Source organism: Micromonospora sp. B9E7 (assembly GCF_039871815.1).
Classification (GTDB): domain Bacteria; phylum Actinomycetota; class Actinomycetes; order Mycobacteriales; family Micromonosporaceae; genus Micromonospora.
Map to the genome: position 1 here is coordinate 306,162 of NZ_JBDPLX010000005.1, position 14,616 is coordinate 320,777.

The 14,616-nt window shown below is 69.9% G+C and carries 15 protein-coding genes; 7 read left to right on the forward strand and 8 right to left on the reverse strand.

The features are described 5' to 3' along the window. Nucleotides 1-108: 108 nt before the first annotated feature. From rsmG to rpmH, 6 genes are all read right to left on the reverse strand, one after another. Nucleotides 109-804: a 16S rRNA (guanine(527)-N(7))-methyltransferase RsmG gene (gene rsmG / locus ABGB10_RS10645; RefSeq protein ID WP_347660804.1), complete on the reverse strand. Its 696-nt coding sequence runs from the start codon at nucleotides 802-804 to the stop codon at nucleotides 109-111. 145 nt (nucleotides 805-949) lie between these two features. Next, nucleotides 950-1,570, reverse strand: coding sequence for a R3H domain-containing nucleic acid-binding protein (locus ABGB10_RS10650; RefSeq protein ID WP_278136705.1), 621 nt, complete (start codon nucleotides 1,568-1,570; stop codon nucleotides 950-952). A gap of 212 nt (nucleotides 1,571-1,782) precedes the next feature. After that, on the reverse strand, nucleotides 1,783-2,772 hold the full coding sequence (gene yidC, locus ABGB10_RS10655; protein WP_347660696.1) for a membrane protein insertase YidC: 990 nt from the start codon (nucleotides 2,770-2,772) through the stop codon (nucleotides 1,783-1,785). After that, the gene (gene yidD, locus ABGB10_RS10660; protein ID WP_347660697.1) at nucleotides 2,769-3,062 is read right to left on the reverse strand and encodes a membrane protein insertion efficiency factor YidD; all 294 of its coding nucleotides are present in this window, start codon (nucleotides 3,060-3,062) and stop codon (nucleotides 2,769-2,771) included. Before yidD ends, yidC begins: the two co-directional genes overlap by 4 nt. After that, nucleotides 3,059-3,475 (reverse strand): ribonuclease P protein component, encoded by a 417-nt coding sequence (rnpA, locus tag ABGB10_RS10665; protein ID WP_347660698.1) that lies wholly within the window; start codon nucleotides 3,473-3,475, stop codon nucleotides 3,059-3,061. Before rnpA ends, yidD begins: the two co-directional genes overlap by 4 nt. Before the next feature lie 34 nt (nucleotides 3,476-3,509). After that, a complete protein-coding gene (gene rpmH, locus ABGB10_RS10670) occupies nucleotides 3,510-3,647 on the reverse strand; it encodes a 50S ribosomal protein L34 (RefSeq protein WP_007453904.1) in 138 nt (45 codons plus the stop codon). A gap of 625 nt (nucleotides 3,648-4,272) precedes the next feature. On the opposite strand from rpmH, the gene dnaA reads away from it, so the two are divergent. The 5 genes from dnaA to ABGB10_RS10695 all read left to right on the forward strand — a co-directional run bounded on the left by dnaA (nucleotide 4,273) and on the right by ABGB10_RS10695 (nucleotide 10,702). Beyond that, nucleotides 4,273-6,102, forward strand: coding sequence for a chromosomal replication initiator protein DnaA (dnaA, locus tag ABGB10_RS10675; protein WP_347660699.1), 1,830 nt, complete (start codon nucleotides 4,273-4,275; stop codon nucleotides 6,100-6,102). Nucleotides 6,103-6,878: 776 nt separating this feature from the next. Further along, on the forward strand, nucleotides 6,879-8,012 hold the full coding sequence (dnaN, locus tag ABGB10_RS10680) for a DNA polymerase III subunit beta (RefSeq protein WP_347660700.1): 1,134 nt from the start codon (nucleotides 6,879-6,881) through the stop codon (nucleotides 8,010-8,012). A gap of 39 nt (nucleotides 8,013-8,051) precedes the next feature. Continuing rightward, nucleotides 8,052-8,924 carry a phosphogluconate dehydrogenase (NAD(+)-dependent, decarboxylating) gene (gnd, locus tag ABGB10_RS10685; protein ID WP_088987036.1) on the forward strand — a complete coding sequence of 291 codons (873 nt, stop codon included), beginning with the start codon at nucleotides 8,052-8,054 and terminating at the stop codon, nucleotides 8,922-8,924. A gap of 16 nt (nucleotides 8,925-8,940) precedes the next feature. After that, nucleotides 8,941-10,074 carry a DNA replication/repair protein RecF gene (gene recF / locus ABGB10_RS10690; RefSeq protein WP_347660701.1) on the forward strand — a complete coding sequence of 378 codons (1,134 nt, stop codon included), beginning with the start codon at nucleotides 8,941-8,943 and terminating at the stop codon, nucleotides 10,072-10,074. Then, nucleotides 10,064-10,702, forward strand: a complete 639-nt coding sequence (locus ABGB10_RS10695; protein WP_347660702.1) for a DciA family protein — start codon at nucleotides 10,064-10,066, stop codon at nucleotides 10,700-10,702. Before recF ends, ABGB10_RS10695 begins: the two co-directional genes overlap by 11 nt. Nucleotides 10,703-10,709: 7 nt before the next feature. Here ABGB10_RS10695 and ABGB10_RS10700 read toward each other — a convergent pair whose 3' ends face one another. Continuing rightward, nucleotides 10,710-10,937, reverse strand: a complete 228-nt coding sequence (locus ABGB10_RS10700) for a hypothetical protein (protein WP_347660703.1) — start codon at nucleotides 10,935-10,937, stop codon at nucleotides 10,710-10,712. Between the two features lie 108 nt (nucleotides 10,938-11,045). Between ABGB10_RS10700 and ABGB10_RS10705 the strand changes: the two genes are divergently transcribed. Then, the gene (locus ABGB10_RS10705; protein WP_347660704.1) at nucleotides 11,046-11,546 is read left to right on the forward strand and encodes a MarR family transcriptional regulator; all 501 of its coding nucleotides are present in this window, start codon (nucleotides 11,046-11,048) and stop codon (nucleotides 11,544-11,546) included. Here ABGB10_RS10705 and ABGB10_RS10710 read toward each other — a convergent pair. Further along, nucleotides 11,531-12,085, reverse strand: coding sequence for a hypothetical protein (locus ABGB10_RS10710; protein ID WP_278143236.1), 555 nt, complete (start codon nucleotides 12,083-12,085; stop codon nucleotides 11,531-11,533). The genes ABGB10_RS10705 and ABGB10_RS10710 overlap by 16 nt on opposite strands. A 518-nt stretch (nucleotides 12,086-12,603) precedes the next feature. Between ABGB10_RS10710 and gyrB the strand changes: the two genes are divergently transcribed. Next, nucleotides 12,604-14,550 carry a DNA topoisomerase (ATP-hydrolyzing) subunit B gene (gyrB, locus tag ABGB10_RS10715; RefSeq protein ID WP_347660705.1) on the forward strand — a complete coding sequence of 649 codons (1,947 nt, stop codon included), beginning with the start codon at nucleotides 12,604-12,606 and terminating at the stop codon, nucleotides 14,548-14,550. Nucleotides 14,551-14,616: the final 66 nt, after the last annotated feature.

A 14,616-nucleotide genomic window follows, 5' to 3' on the forward strand; every position in this document is an offset into this window, starting at 1 on the left:
CCTACGGCGGACGGGCGCGGCCGGTCCACGTCGGGTTCTCATCTCCTCGTCCATCCGTACCGGTACAACGAGGCAACCCACCGGCCGGAAGCCCGATGGCGCGAACTGTCAGCGTCGGCGGGAGCGACCGCCCCGGTTGCGCTTGCTCGCCGCCGGCCGAGGGCCGACGATCCGCTCACGCACGATCTCCACGACAGTGGTGGGGGGATCGATCACGTCGACGCCGCACAGGTGCACGGTCGGCTCGCCCCCACCCAGCCGGGTCACCACCTCGGCGTGCTCCTCGATCTCCGCTGCGGCGGACGATCCCTTGAGTGCCAGCAGACGACCGCCTCGAACAGCCAGGGGGAGACTCCAACCCGCCAGCCGATCCAGTGGGGCGACGGCGCGGGCGGTCACCACGTCTCCGCTGATCGGGTCCCGGCCGCTCGACCCGGTGGCCGCCTCGTCGGCCCGACCCCGGAACACCCGCACCGACTTCGCCAGGCCGAGTTGCTCGACGACCTCGATCAGGAACGACGTACGTCGGGCGAGGGGTTCGATCAGCGTGACCGTGAGGTCGGGGCGGGCGATGGCCAGCACCAGACCCGGTAGACCGGCACCCGAACCGACGTCGAGCACGGTCGCGCCGGACGGGATCCGCTCGGCGACCGCGGCACAGTTGAGCAGGTGGCGATCCCAGATGCGGGGTGCCTCTCGGGGACCGATCAGACCACGGACGACCCCGTCGGTGGCCAACAGCTCGGCGTACGCGGCGGCCAGGTCGAGACGGTCGCCGAAGAGGGTCAGCGCGGCCGGCGCCAACTCGGGCGGCAGGGCCGCGTCCTCCGGCGAGGGGACGGTGCCGGAGTCGGCAGAGTCGGCGGCCGGCCGGACAGGGGACGGCCCGGGCGGCGTACCGCCCGGGCCGGACACGGCGTCGGCCGTGCTGTCGTCGTGGGTCACCCGGTCAGTCCGCCGGCCGTACGACGATGCGCCGGTTCGGCTCCACACCCTCGGACTCGCTGGCCACGCCGGACATGGCGTTGACCACGTCGTGCACACACTTGCGCTCGAACGCGGACATCGCCTCCAGGCGGACCGGCTCGCCGTACTCCTTGACCTTCTCGACGGCGTTCTTGGCGACGGCGGCGAGTTCCTTGCGGCGGTTCGCCCGGTAGCCGCCGACGTCGAGCAGCAGGCGGCTCGGGGTGCCGGTCTGGCGGAAGACAGCGAGGCGGGTCAGCTCCTGGAGGGCCTCCAGGGTCGCCCCGCGCTGACCGACCAGATTCTGCAGACGCTCGCCGACCACCTCGACCATGGGGCGCCCTGCGGCCACCAACTCGTCGATGTCACCGTCGTAGTCGAGGATGTCGAGCAACCCTTCGACATAGTCGGCCGCGATCTCACTCTGCCGGAACAGGTCGCCCTCGCCGACGGCCTTCTTCGACCGGGCGCCGGACGCGGCGGTGTCGGTGTCGTCGTCCGCCTCGGTGTCGTCGTCCTCGGTGTCGTCACCGTCCACCGCGAGCGTCGCGGTCTCCTCCTCGTCCAGGGGCTGCTCGGTGCGGGGGATGCTGGTCTCGGTCACGGTCTCATCTCCGTACTCGCTCGGCCGGACCGTCGGGTCCGACTGGTTTCCCGGGGCCGGCGGGAGGTCGCCGGTGCCCACGGGCACGTCTGTACGGGCAGTGTCGCCCGTGGCCGCGCGGTGCGCGGTCGGTTCCATCCGGCGCCGGCCATACGGCGGCTGCGCGGTGTGGAACGGGCCGCCGTCGGATCACCGGCGGCGGCCCTTGCAGGTCAGCCCTGCCGCTTGGCGGGGCGACCCTTCTTCGGGTTGTTGGCCGGCTTGGCACCCGGCTTCGGCCCGGCCACCTTGGGGGCGGCGGCCTTGACCGGCGCCGGCGGAGCCGTCTTGCCCCGACCGAACAGGCCGCCGGACTTGGCGGGCTGCACCGGGTTGCGGCTGGCGGCGGGCGCGACGGCCTTCTTGGCGGTGACCGGCGGCGGGAACTTCCGCAGCACCCACTGCTGCTGGCCGAGCGTAAACAGGTTGTTGGTGACCCAGTAGATGATCACACCGATCGGGAAGATCGCGCCGGAGATCAGCAGCGACGCGGGGATGCCGTAGAGCATCAGTCGCTGGATCATCCGCTGCTGCGGGTCCTCGGCCCAGCCGGTCTTGAGGATCATCTGACGGCTGGTCAGGTAGGTGGTCGCGATCATGACCAGGACCAGGACACCGGCGATGACCTTGACGGTGGTGCCGTTGGCGCCGAGGCTGGCCAGCTCGTCCGCGGTGGAGCCGAACTTGCCGGCGATCGGGGCGGTGAAGAGCTTCGCCTGCGAGGCGCTCTGGAACTGGTCGGCGGTCCAGCCGTACAGCGTCTTGTTCTGCTTGTCCGGGTCGAGCCGGCGCAGCACGTGGAAGAGGCCGAGGAAGACCGGGATCTGAAGGAACATCGGAAGGCAACCCATCAGCGGGTTGGCCTTCTCCTTCTTGTACAGCTCCATCATTTCTTTCTGGAGCGTCTCCCGGTCACCCTTGTGCTTCTCCTGCAGCTCCTTGACCTTGGGCTGGAGTGCCTGCATCGCCCGCTGCGACTTGATCTGCTTGACGAAGACGGGGAACAGGATCACCCGGACGGTGACCACCAGGAAGATGATCGCCAAGATCCAGGCGAAGTTGGTGCCGATCACCGCGCCGACGGGCACCCCGATGGCGTCCCAGGCAGAGTGCCAGGTCAGCAGGATCCACGAAATCGCGTAGTAGATCCAGTCGAGACTCAATTCGGGGCTCCAGTCACATCAGCGCGGCGGCGGCCGCCCGGCTCCGGTACCGGGTCATGTCCACCAGGGTGAAAGGGGTGGCAGCGCAACAGCCGCCGGACCGCCAGCACGGCTCCCCGGAGCGCGCCGTGCCGCACGACCGCCTCCTGGGCGTACGCACTGCACGACGGGTAGAACCGACAGCGGGCCGGCAGTGCCGGACTTATCCACCGACGGTACGCGATGATGGGCGCGATCAGCACCTTGGCACCGCTCGACGGGCGTGGGCTGGTCTGCCCGGTGTCGCTCATCGGGGCCGCCGTTCGCGGGGTGACCGGGCGACCGCGAGCGCGGCGTCCAGGTCGGTGGCGAGCCGCGGGTACGACGCCTGCGCCGCCGCGGGCAGCGCCCGAACGACCAGGGTGCTGCCGGACGGCAGGTCAACCAACCGTTCCCTGACCAGCGCGCGCAGTCGTCGCCGGACCCGGTTACGGGTCACCGCGTTTCCGACGGCCTTGGACACGACGAAGCCGGCACGGGACGGCACGGAGAGCTGCTCCGTACTGTTGTCCCGCACCGGCTCCGGCGAGGTCGGTGTGCTGGGGTCGGTGATCGCCGGCACGGTCAGGTGGACCACGACGGCACCACGTCCGGCGCGCCGGCCACCACGAACCGCTGCGGCGAAGTCAGTGCTGCGCCGCAGTCGCTGCGCGGCGGCCAGCACGACTGCCCACGTCCCCTGGACCGGCCCGATCGGCTCAGGCCGACAGGGTGGTGCGACCCTTGGCGCGACGGCTCGAGAGGATGGCACGGCCGGCACGGGTGCGCATGCGCAGCCGGAAGCCGTGGGTCTTCGCGCGCCGGCGGTTGTTCGGCTGGTAGGTGCGCTTGCTCACGTCAGGCTCTCCGTTTTCGTACGCGCCCCGTACGACGGAATCGCCGGGGTCGTGTGGTGGTCCAGGCCACCTCGACGGTGGCCCACGATCGGTGCTGTCCGGCGGAGCGGGACCTCGGCGGTGCGGGGATGCGACCGTGGACAGCAAGCACCCATCACCCTAGCAGAGGACGAGAAAGCAGCCGTTCCAGCCTACGCAGGGGGGCAATGACCGTCAAACACCCCGAGCAGGTGAAGAACGGGACGCGCCCGAGGCCGAAGGGTGGTTTTCGCTGATGCCGGGAAGGCCCCTGCCGCGTCGCCGGTTGATGGCGCAGGGACAACGCTGTTACCGTGCCCGATTGCGGTGAGCGTCGGAAGCTCCGGTCGTCGCACAGGCAAGACCGGACAAGGTAGTGAATCGTTCGGCACGGTGAACCCGCTTCAGCGCCCGTTCAGGCAGGGGCAGGTCCCACCCGCGTCCGGCGGCGGCCACAATCGGTCGGTACACAGGCTGTGGATAACTTGTGGATGACCACCGGTCGACCGTCAGGTGGGTGTTGTTCCACCCGCGAACGCGGCGGGCCCGGGACGGCCGGCTGGCAGACAGCGGCGGCCGGGAGCAGAGGCGAGGGGGTGGCACGACGGTGGCCGGTACGACCGACCTTGCCGCAGTGTGGTTAGCGGCGACCGACGAGCTCGCCGACGAGATCATCTCAGCCCAGCAGCGTGCCTATCTCCGACTGACCCGGCTACGGGCGATCGTCGAGGACACCGCCCTGCTCTCCGTCCCGGACGCGTTCACCCGCGACGTGATCGAGTCGCGGCTCCGCCCGGCGATCACCGAGGCGCTCACCCGCCGGCTGGGTCGGCCGATCCAGGTCGCGGTCACCGTCCGGGTCGCCGAGGACGCCACCGGCCGACCGGCCGGCACTGTGTATCGCAGCGTTCCGGAGACCGGGCCGTTCGACGTCGAGGGTCCGGCCGCCGAACCCTTCGACGACGACCAGGGCGCTCGGTCGTCCGCCGACCCGATGATCCCCGAGCAGTCGCACACGGGGCACCCGTCCGAACCGGCCGCGCCACCCGCACCTGCGGGTCCACCGCTCGCGCCGGCCGTCGACGCGCACCGCCCGGGGCTGATCCCCACCAGCAGGGACGGGCAGGAGGCGTTGTTCAGCACCGCCTTCGCGGAGCCGATGCGTGCCGCCCGGCCCGGGCCGGACCGGCGCGGCTACGACGAGCAGGCCGCGCGGCTGGACCCGCCCGGTCCGGACACCCGGCCCTACGAGCCCCGCTACCGGGACGAGTCGGCGTCGCCACGCGACCAGCACGTGATCCGCTCGCTCCCCCGGGACAGCGGCACGGACAGTGGCCCGGGCCGCAGCGGCGTGGACCACCGCACGGGTGGTCGCGACGACCGCCGACTGCCGGGTGCCGACACCGGCGGCAACCGGCTCAACCCGAAGTACATGTTCGAGACGTTCGTCATCGGCTCGTCCAACCGCTTCGCGCACGCGGCGAGCGTGGCGGTGGCGGAGTCGCCGGCGAAGGCGTACAACCCGCTCTTCATCTACGGGCACTCCGGTCTGGGCAAGACGCACCTGCTGCACGCCATCGGGCACTACGCGACGACCCTCGGCAACGCCCGCTCGGTCCGGTACGTCTCGACCGAGGAATTCACCAACGACTTCATCAACTCGCTCCGGGACGACAAGACCAGCGCGTTCCAGCGGCGCTACCGCGACGTCGACATCCTGCTGATCGACGACATCCAGTTCCTGGAGAACCGCGAGCGCACCCAGGAGGAGTTCTTCCACACCTTCAACACCCTGCACAACGCCAACAAGCAGATCGTGATCACCTCCGACCGGTCGCCGCGTCAGCTCGCCACCCTCGAGGACCGGATGCGAACCCGGTTCGAGTGGGGGCTGCTGGCCGACATCCAGCCACCGGACCTGGAGACCCGGATCGCGATCCTGCAGAAGAAGGCGGCGCAGGAGCGGATGTACGCCCCGCCGGACGTGTTGGAGTTCATCGCCTCCCGGGTGTCGAACTCGATCCGGGAACTGGAGGGGGCGCTGATCCGGGTGACGGCGTTCGCCAGCCTCACGCGGTCGACCGTCGAGCTGTCCCTGGCCGAGGAGGTGCTTCGGGACTTCATGCCCGACGGCGCCGGGCCGGAGATCAACGCCGACCAGATCATGGCCTCGACGGCCGACTACTTCGGGGTGAGCCTGGAGGACCTCCGGGGCCAGTCCAGGTCCCGCGTGCTCGTCAACGCGCGACAGGTGGCCATGTACCTGTGTCGGGAGTTGACCGAGTTGTCACTGCCCCGGATCGGGCAGGCATTCGGCGGTCGCGACCACACCACCGTGATGCACGCCGACCGGAAGATCCGGCAGCAGATGGCGGAGCGCCGCTCTCTCTACAACCAGATCGCCGAGCTGACCAACCGGATCAAGCAGAACAGCTGAGGCGTACGCCAGCCGTTCTGACGGCGCACAGCCCGGGACACGCCCGGCCGGATCTCCGGCCGGGCGTACTTTTTTCGGTGCGCGACTGGACTCTCGACATGGTGTAGGCCACAGGATCGAGGCCGTGACCACCTCGGCTCCCACTCGTTGTCCACAGCTCGTTGTCCACCGCCGGTGGATAACTACGGTCCGTCCACCGCCGGTTACCCACAGGCTGTGGAGAAACCCTGTGTACGAGGCTGTGGACGCCTGGGGACAACCGCCACGTTTTCCACCGATGACCGTCCACCTGTGTACGAGCTGTTGAAGGTTCTGGGGATGACGGCAATGGTGATCTTCATCGTCATCCACAGACTTGGGGAGAAAGTCGGTGGATTACCGGTGGACAACCGGTGGACGACGGTGGACAACCGGACGCCAAGACCGGGCTGTGGACACGCAAGCAAGTTGTACCCCCGGTTCTCCACAGCTAAATCACCGGTGGATAACCTCTCTGAGCTGCGCAGACCTGGCTTTTCCACAGTTTGCACAGGTGCGATGAAGACGATGAGTTATCTCTTCTAAGAGAACAAAAACCAATCATCACCGTTGGGCTTTCTGTGGATCGGGCCGAACGCTGCCGGATCAGCCGGTCAGCACCGACACGAACCATGGGGTCGGGCGCACAGCCGATACCCCCGCGCCCTAAGGTGCGATGGGTACCCGCACGGTCGGGCGGGACGGTAGGCAGCGGTCGGCATGAGAGAGTTGTCGCTGACGTCGACGCGGAGGCATTGATGAAGTTCCGAGTGGAGCGCGACGCGCTCGCCGAGGCCGTGGCGTGGACCGCGAAGAGCCTGCCCAACCGGCCGTCCGTACCGGTGCTCGCCGGGGTGATGCTCCGGGTCACCGACGGCAACCTGCGGGTTTCCGGCTTCGACTACGAGGTCTCCAGCCAGGTGACCGTCGAGGTGCAGGGGGACGCCGACGGCGCCGCCCTCGTCTCCGGCCGCCTGCTCGCCGAGATCACCAAGGCGTTGCCGGCCAAGCCGGTCGACATCGCCGCGGTCGGCGCCCACCTCGAACTGGTCTGCGGCAGCGCCCGGTTCACCCTCCCCACCATGCCGGTGGAGGATTACCCAGCACTGCCCGAGATGCCGCAGAGCGCCGGCACGGTGGACGCTGCCGCGTTCGCCACGGCGGTCTCCCAGGTGGCCATCGCGGCCGGCCGGGACGAGACCCTTCCGATGATGACCGGCGTTCGCGTCGAGCTCTCCGGCAGCACGCTGTCGATGCTCGCCACCGACCGCTACCGGTTGGCCCTGCGCGAGATCCAGTGGCGACCGGACGACCCCGACGTGAGCATCAACGCCCTGGTGCCGGCCCGCACCCTGAACGACACCGCCAAGGCTCTCGGCCCGCTGGGTGGCGAGGTCACGCTCGCCCTGGCCCAGGGTGCTGCGGGCGAGGGCATGGTCGGCCTGGCCGGTGGCACCCGACGCACCACCAGCCGTCTGCTCGACGGCGCCAACTACCCGCCGGTTCGTTCGCTCTTCCCGGCCACCCACAACGCCGAGGCCCGGGTGCCGGTCAGCACCCTGATCGAGGTGGTCAAGCGGGTCGCGCTGGTTGCCGAGCGGACCACACCGGTGTTGCTCAGCTTCAGCGCCGACGGTCTGGTGGTCGAGGCCGGCGGTTCCGAGGAGGCACGCGCCAGCGAGGCGATGGAGGCCACCTTCACCGGTGACGCGCTGACCATCGGGTTCAACCCGCAGTACCTCATCGACGGCCTGGCCAACCTGGGCTCCCAGACCGCCGTTCTCTCGTTCGTCGACGCCTTCAAGCCCGCGGTGATCTCCCCCGCCGGCGAGGATGGCGAGGTCATTCCGGGGTACCGGTACCTCATCATGCCGATCCGCGTGTCTCGCTGATCGCGCCAAGCAACACCAGATCCACGGAGGTACAAACACATGCAGCTCGGCCTTGTAGGACTCGGCCGTATGGGCGGCAACATGCGGGAGCGGTTGCGTGCTGCTGGTCACGAAGTCGTCGGCTTCGACCACAACGCGCAGATCAGCGACGTCGCATCCATCGCGGGCCTGGCAGAGAAGCTTGAGTCGCCGCGCGCGGTATGGGTCATGGTGCCCGCCGGCGTCACCGACGCGACCATCGACGAGCTGGCCGCGGTGCTCGGCGAGGGCGACATCATCATCGACGGCGGCAACTCGCGGTTCAGCGACGACGCACCCCGGGCCGAGCGGCTCAACGAGCGGGGCATCGGCTACCTCGACGTCGGCGTCTCCGGTGGCGTCTGGGGCCGGCAGAACGGCTACGGGCTGATGGTCGGCGGCGCCCAGGAACACGTCGACCGGCTGATGCCGATCTTCGACGCGCTCAAGCCGGAGGGCGAGTTCGGCTTCGTGCACGCCGGGCCGGTAGGTGCCGGGCACTACTCGAAGATGGTGCACAACGGCATCGAGTACGGCCTGATGCACGCCTACGCCGAGGGCTACGAGCTGATGGCGGCCTCCGAGCTGGTGACCAACGTGCCGGGCGTCATCAAGTCCTGGCGGGAAGGCACCGTCGTCCGCTCCTGGCTGCTCGACCTGCTGGACCGGGCGCTCGACGAAGACCCGGAGCTGGCCGACCTGAGCGGCTACACCGAGGACACCGGCGAGGGTCGGTGGACCGTCGACGAGGCGGTCCGGCTGGCCGTTCCGTTGAACGTGATCACCGCTTCGCTGTTCGCCCGTTTCGCCTCGCGACAGGACGACTCACCCGCCATGAAGGCCGTCTCCGCGCTGCGTCAGCAGTTCGGCGGCCACGCCGTCCACAAGCGCTGAGCGGCATCGACACCCGGTGTACGTCCAACGGTTGGAACTTGTCGACTTCCGCTCGTACGAGCGGGTGGCCGTCGACCTCCAACCGGGGGCGAACGTCCTGATCGGCGCCAACGGCGTCGGCAAGACGAATCTCGTCGAAGCGTTGGGCTATGTGGCGACCCTGGACTCGCACCGGGTCGCCACCGACGCACCGCTGGTCCGGATGGGTGCCGCGTCGGCGGTGATCCGCTGCGCGGTGGCACACGACGGGCGGGAGCTCCTGGTCGAGTTGGAGATCGTGCCCGGCAAGGCCAACCGTGCCCGGCTGGGCCGCTCACCGGCCCGGCGGGCCCGGGACGTGCTGGGTGCCCTGCGACTCGTGCTGTTCGCCCCGGAAGACCTTGAGCTGGTCCGGGGTGACCCGGCCGAGCGCCGCCGCTACCTGGACGACCTGCTGGTCAACCGCCAACCCCGGTATGCGGGTGTGCGGGCCGACTACGAGCGGGTGGTCAAGCAGCGCAACGCCCTGCTGCGCACCGCGTACCTGGCTCGCAAGACCGGCGGATCCCGAGGCGGCGACCTGGGCACCCTCGCGGTCTGGGACACCCACCTGGCCCAGCACGGCGCGGAGTTGCTCGCCGGCCGGTTGGAGCTGGTCGCCGCGCTCACCCCGCACGTCGCGAAGGCGTACGACGCGGTGGCTGCCGGCCGGGGTGCCGCCAGCATCGCCTACCGGCCCTCGATCGAGCTGGCCGAGCCGACCACCGACCGGGCCGCGTTGGCGGAGGCCCTGACCGCCGCCCTGGCCGCGTCCCGCTCCGCCGAGATCGAACGGGGCACCACCCTGGTCGGCCCGCACCGCGACGAACTGGCGTTGACCCTCGGGCCACTGCCCGCCAAGGGGTACGCCAGCCACGGTGAGTCCTGGTCGTTCGCGCTCGCGCTGCGGCTGGCCGGCTACGACCTGCTGCGGGCGGACGGCATCGAGCCGGTACTGGTGCTCGACGACGTCTTCGCCGAGCTGGACACCGGCCGCCGGGAGCGGCTGGCGGAGCTCGTCGGCGGGGCGAGTCAACTGCTGGTCACCTGCGCGGTGGACGACGACGTGCCGGCCGCTCTGCGCGGCACCCGCTACCGGGTCGGCGAAGGGACGGTACGCCGTGTCGAATGAGTCACGCACCAACCGCCCAGAGGCGGCACGCACCAACCGCCCGGAAGCGGGCGGAGGCGACGCCGCAGGCGCGCGTACCCCCGGGGCGGAATCGACCGGCGGCGAGCCGGCGGCCGCCAGCGGGCCGGAACTGGCCCGCGCGGTGCTCGACGCGGCGTTGTCCAAGCGGCAGGCGGCGGCTCGCGCCCGGCGTACCCCTGGCGGCGCGGGCGCCGACGCCGCTGGCGGCTCGGGGCGGCGGTTGCGGGGCTACTCCGGCCCGGGCCCCGACCCCCGCGATCCGCAGCCGCTCGGTGCGGTGCTGAACCGGTTGGTGAAGGCGCGTGGCTGGCAGCAGCCGGCGGCCGAGGCCACCGTGTTCGGCGCCTGGGAGCGGGTCGTCGGCGCGGAGGTCGCCCAGAACAGCCGTCCGGTCAAGTTGGAGAACGGTGAGCTGACCGTGGAGGCGCGGTCGACGGCCTGGGCCACCCAGCTGCGGCTGCTCGCCGGCTCGCTGCTCAAGCAGATCGCCAGCGAGGTCGGCCACAACGTGGTGCGCAAGCTGCACATCCATGGGCCGGCCGCGCCGTCGTGGTCGAAGGGGCCGCGCCGGGTCCGCGGGCGGGGCCCACGCGACACGTACGGCTGACGGAGCCTCAGCTCCGTCGGTCGGTCTTGCGGGCGGCCCGCTTGAGTTCGCGTTGCTCCCGGGTGTAGCGCTTGCGCTCGGCCAGGTCCCGCTTCCACGCCTCGCGGGCCTCGGCCGAGCCGCCCTGCACCGCGCCCTGGACGCCCTCGGCCGGGCCGGCGAGGTGCCGGAAGGCCCAGCTCAGGAGCCGGCCTCCCTCGCCCGGAGCTCTGGTGACCGCACCGTCCTCGCTCATCTGCCCGCCCTCTCCCCGCGCCGTGTCGTCCCGTTCGACGGTTGGTGCCCCAATAGTTGGTGTACCAATGATTGGTACGATAGTCATCGTGCGTGGGGAGGGCAACCGATGAGCGAGAGACCGCAGAGCGTCGACCCGCTGGCGCTGGAACAGCAGGTCTGCTTCGCCCTCTCGGTGGCCGCCCGCAGCGTGGTGGCGGTCTACCGGCCGCTGCTGGAACCGATGGGCCTGACCCACCCGCAGTACCTGGTCATGTTGGCGCTGTGGCAGCACGCACCGTTGTCCGGTCGCGACCTCAGCCGCCTGTTGCAGCTCGATCCGGGCACGCTGTCGCCCCTGCTCAAGCGGCTCGAAGCGGCCGGCTACCTGCGCCGGGAACGCGACCCCAGCGACGAGCGCAGCCTCGCCGTCACCCTGACCGCCAGCGGCGCCGCTCTCCGAAGCCAGGCCGAACTGATCCCGGCGGCGATCGTGCAGCGCCTCGGGCTGCCCGTCGAGGACCTGCAACACCTGCACGCGGTGCTCACCCAGCTGATCGCGGCGGCCAGCCGACCGAGCGGCGACGGCCCGGCCGCCCAGGAGGCCGGCGCGGGTCAGGCGTCGGCGTAGACGGCGAAGCCGCGTTCCGCGCAGCGCCGGTAGAACGCTGCCAGCACGCCCAGCTCGGCGCAGGTGAAGTTCCACTGCGGCGGGTCGCCGCGCTCGTCGCGCAGCGCGTCGAGCCGGCTCTCCAGCCATCGCAACTGCTGCTCGGCCAGCCTGCCGTCCCCGAGCAGGGAACGCAGCACCGTGCTCACCGACTCGAAGGTGACCGCCTCGCCGTGCGCGCGGTGCCCCGCCACGAACCGCTCGATCCCGCTGGCGATCCAGGAGCAGCCGTCCGGATCGATCACCGGATCCTCGTCCTCGGCAGCGGCGTCTGTGGCGTACAACACACCTTCGAGGCCGAGTAGCAGGTCCACCAACTCGGTGTACGCGGTCGCCCGGATGGTGCCGGTCTTCGCGATCAGCTCGGCCAGGGCAGCCGTCGGCGCGGAGATTCGCGGCAGGTCGACGATCTCGCCGAAGTCGACGAACTCGGCCGGTGCGACCGGATCGTAGAAGCGGCCGGTCCGCGGCCAGTGCACCGCGACGTTGTCCAGCCCCATCTGTCACCTCTTAAAGAGCACGTGTCGGGTCGTTCGGGTCGATCGTCCCGGTTCCAGCCCGTAAAGATCAAGGCTGGTTCCTGGGCGCCGCAAACGTACGGCACGGACGCCTCGGCCGCGACCCCCGACCCGCCCGGACGCGGGTCAACCCGTTCGGCGGCGGCGCGTGCGATCCGAGCCTGGCGTGTGGGGGGAGTCGCGGGCGATGGGGTTCTGCCGGCTACGGACTTCTCAGCCGCCTCTCCGAGGGTGCCGAGTGGTGGTTCTGTCCTCCGCGCACAGTAGGATTGACAGCGAGACGAAGACCCGGTGCGGGGGACGGGGGCCGGTGGCCCCAGGTTCATTCTCCACGGCGGGTCGAGCCGATCGCGATCCGCGGGCAACCGCGGCGACCGGCGCGTTCGACCCGTGGTCCGGAGGTCTCCGGCACCGGTCCGCGCGCCGACGTCGCGTCCTGTCCGCCGAACCCGCGCCCGCCGCGCCCTACCGGCGCGGCTGACGCGAGAAAGTGGCCGAGGGTGGCAGCGCAGGAAAAGCAGGAGTACGGCGCAGAGTCGATCACCGTTCTCGAGGGGCTGGAGGCGGTCCGCAAGCGGCCCGGTATGTACATCGGGTCCACCGGCGAGCGCGGTCTGCACCACCTCGTCTGGGAGGTTGTCGACAACGCGGTCGACGAGGCGCTCGCCGGATACTGCGACACCATCGACGTGGTGCTGCTGGCCGACGGTGGCGTCCGGGTCACCGACAACGGCCGTGGTTTCCCGGTCGACCTCCACCCGAAGCTCAAGAAGCCGGGTGTCGAGGTCGCGTTGACCATCCTGCACGCGGGTGGCAAGTTCGACGGCAAGGCGTACGCGGTCTCCGGAGGTCTGCACGGCGTCGGTGTCTCAGTGGTGAACGCGCTCTCCACCAAGATGTTCGTCGAGATCCACAAGTCCGGCTCCGTGTGGCGGCAGCACTACACCAACTCCAAGCCGAGCCCGCTGGAGAAGGGCGAGCCCACCGACCGCACCGGCTCGGCCGTCTCCTTCTGGCCCGACCCCGACGTCTTCGAGACCGTCGACTTCGACTTCCAGACGATCTACCGACGCCTGCAGGAGATGGCCTTCCTCAACCGCGCCCTGCGCATCCACCTGCTCGACGAGCGGGTGGCCGAGGAAGAGGACGGCCGGCAGCGCGAGGTGACCTTCTACTACGAGGGCGGCATCGCCGACTTCGTCCGGCACCTCAACGCCTCGAAGAGCCCGATCCACAAGACAGTGGTCGAGTTCGAGGCCGAGGAAGAGGGCATGTCCCTCGAGATCGCCATGCAGTGGAACGAGTCGTACGGCGAGTCGGTCTACACCTTCGCCAACACGATCAACACCCACGAGGGCGGCACCCACGAGGAGGGCTTCCGGTCCGCGCTGACCAGCGTGGTCAACCGGTACGGCACCGACAAGAAGCTGCTCAAGGGCGACGAGAAGCTCTCCGGCGAGGACATCCGCGAAGGGCTCGCGGCGATCATCTCGGTCAAGCTGGCCAATCCGCAGTTCGAGGGCCAGACCAAGACCAAGCTGGGCAACACCCCGGTGAAGAGCTTCGTGCAGCGGGTCTGCAACGACCGGCTCGTCGACTGGTTCGACCGCAACCCGGCCGAGGCCAAGATGATCATCACGAAGGCCTCCCAGGCGGCTCGGGCCCGGATCGCCGCCCAGCAGGCGCGCAAGCTGGCCCGACGTAAGTCGCTGCTGGAGTCCGGCTCGATGCCGGGCAAGCTGGCCGACTGCCAGTCGACCGACCCCCGCGAGTCCGAGGTGTTCATCGTCGAGGGTGACTCGGCCGGTGGCTCGGCCAAGCAGGGCCGCGACCCACGCACCCAGGCGATCCTGCCGATCCGCGGCAAGATCCTCAACGTGGAGAAGGCCCGGATCGACCGGGTGCTGAAGAACAACGAGGTCCAGGCGCTGATCACCGCGCTGGGCACCGGCATCCACGACGACTTCGACATGGAGAAGCTGCGGTACCACAAGGTGGTGCTGATGGCCGATGCGGACGTCGACGGTCAGCACATCCAGACTCTGCTGCTCACCCTGCTGTTCCGCTTCATGCGGCCGCTTGTCGAGATGGGGCACGTCTACCTGGCCGCCCCGCCGCTCTACAAGATCAAGTGGAACAAGAAGGGCGACGACGCCCAGTACGCGTACTCCGACCGCGAGCGGGACGGTCTGATCCTGCTGCGCCAGCAGAAGAAGCCGAACGCCAAGCCGGACGACATCCAGCGCTTCAAGGGCCTCGGCGAGATGAACTATCCCGAGCTGTGGGAAACCACGATGAACCCGGCGACGCGTACATTGCGTCAGGTCACTCTCGACGACGCGGCGACGGCCGACGAGTTGTTCAGTGTGCTGATGGGTGAGGACGTCGAGGCGCGCCGGTCGTTCATCCAGCGCAACGCCAAGGACGTGCGGTTCCTGGACATCTGACGGACTGCGGTGGATCGGCCGGGTGCTGCCCGGTCGATCCACCGGTCCACAGAGTTATCCACAGCA

Coding starts and splice junctions, on each gene's coding strand:
- gnd (WP_088987036.1), top strand. CDS start 8,052: ATGCAGCTCGGCCTTGTAGGACTCGGCCGTATGGGCGGCAACATGCGG.
- dnaN (WP_347660700.1), top strand. CDS start 6,879: ATGAAGTTCCGAGTGGAGCGCGACGCGCTCGCCGAGGCCGTGGCGTGG.
- ABGB10_RS10705 (WP_347660704.1), top strand. CDS start 11,046: ATGAGCGAGAGACCGCAGAGCGTCGACCCGCTGGCGCTGGAACAGCAG.
- yidD (WP_347660697.1), bottom strand. CDS start 3,062: ATGAGCGACACCGGGCAGACCAGCCCACGCCCGTCGAGCGGTGCCAAG.
- ABGB10_RS10710 (WP_278143236.1), bottom strand. CDS start 12,085: ATGGGGCTGGACAACGTCGCGGTGCACTGGCCGCGGACCGGCCGCTTC.
- ABGB10_RS10700 (WP_347660703.1), bottom strand. CDS start 10,937: ATGAGCGAGGACGGTGCGGTCACCAGAGCTCCGGGCGAGGGAGGCCGG.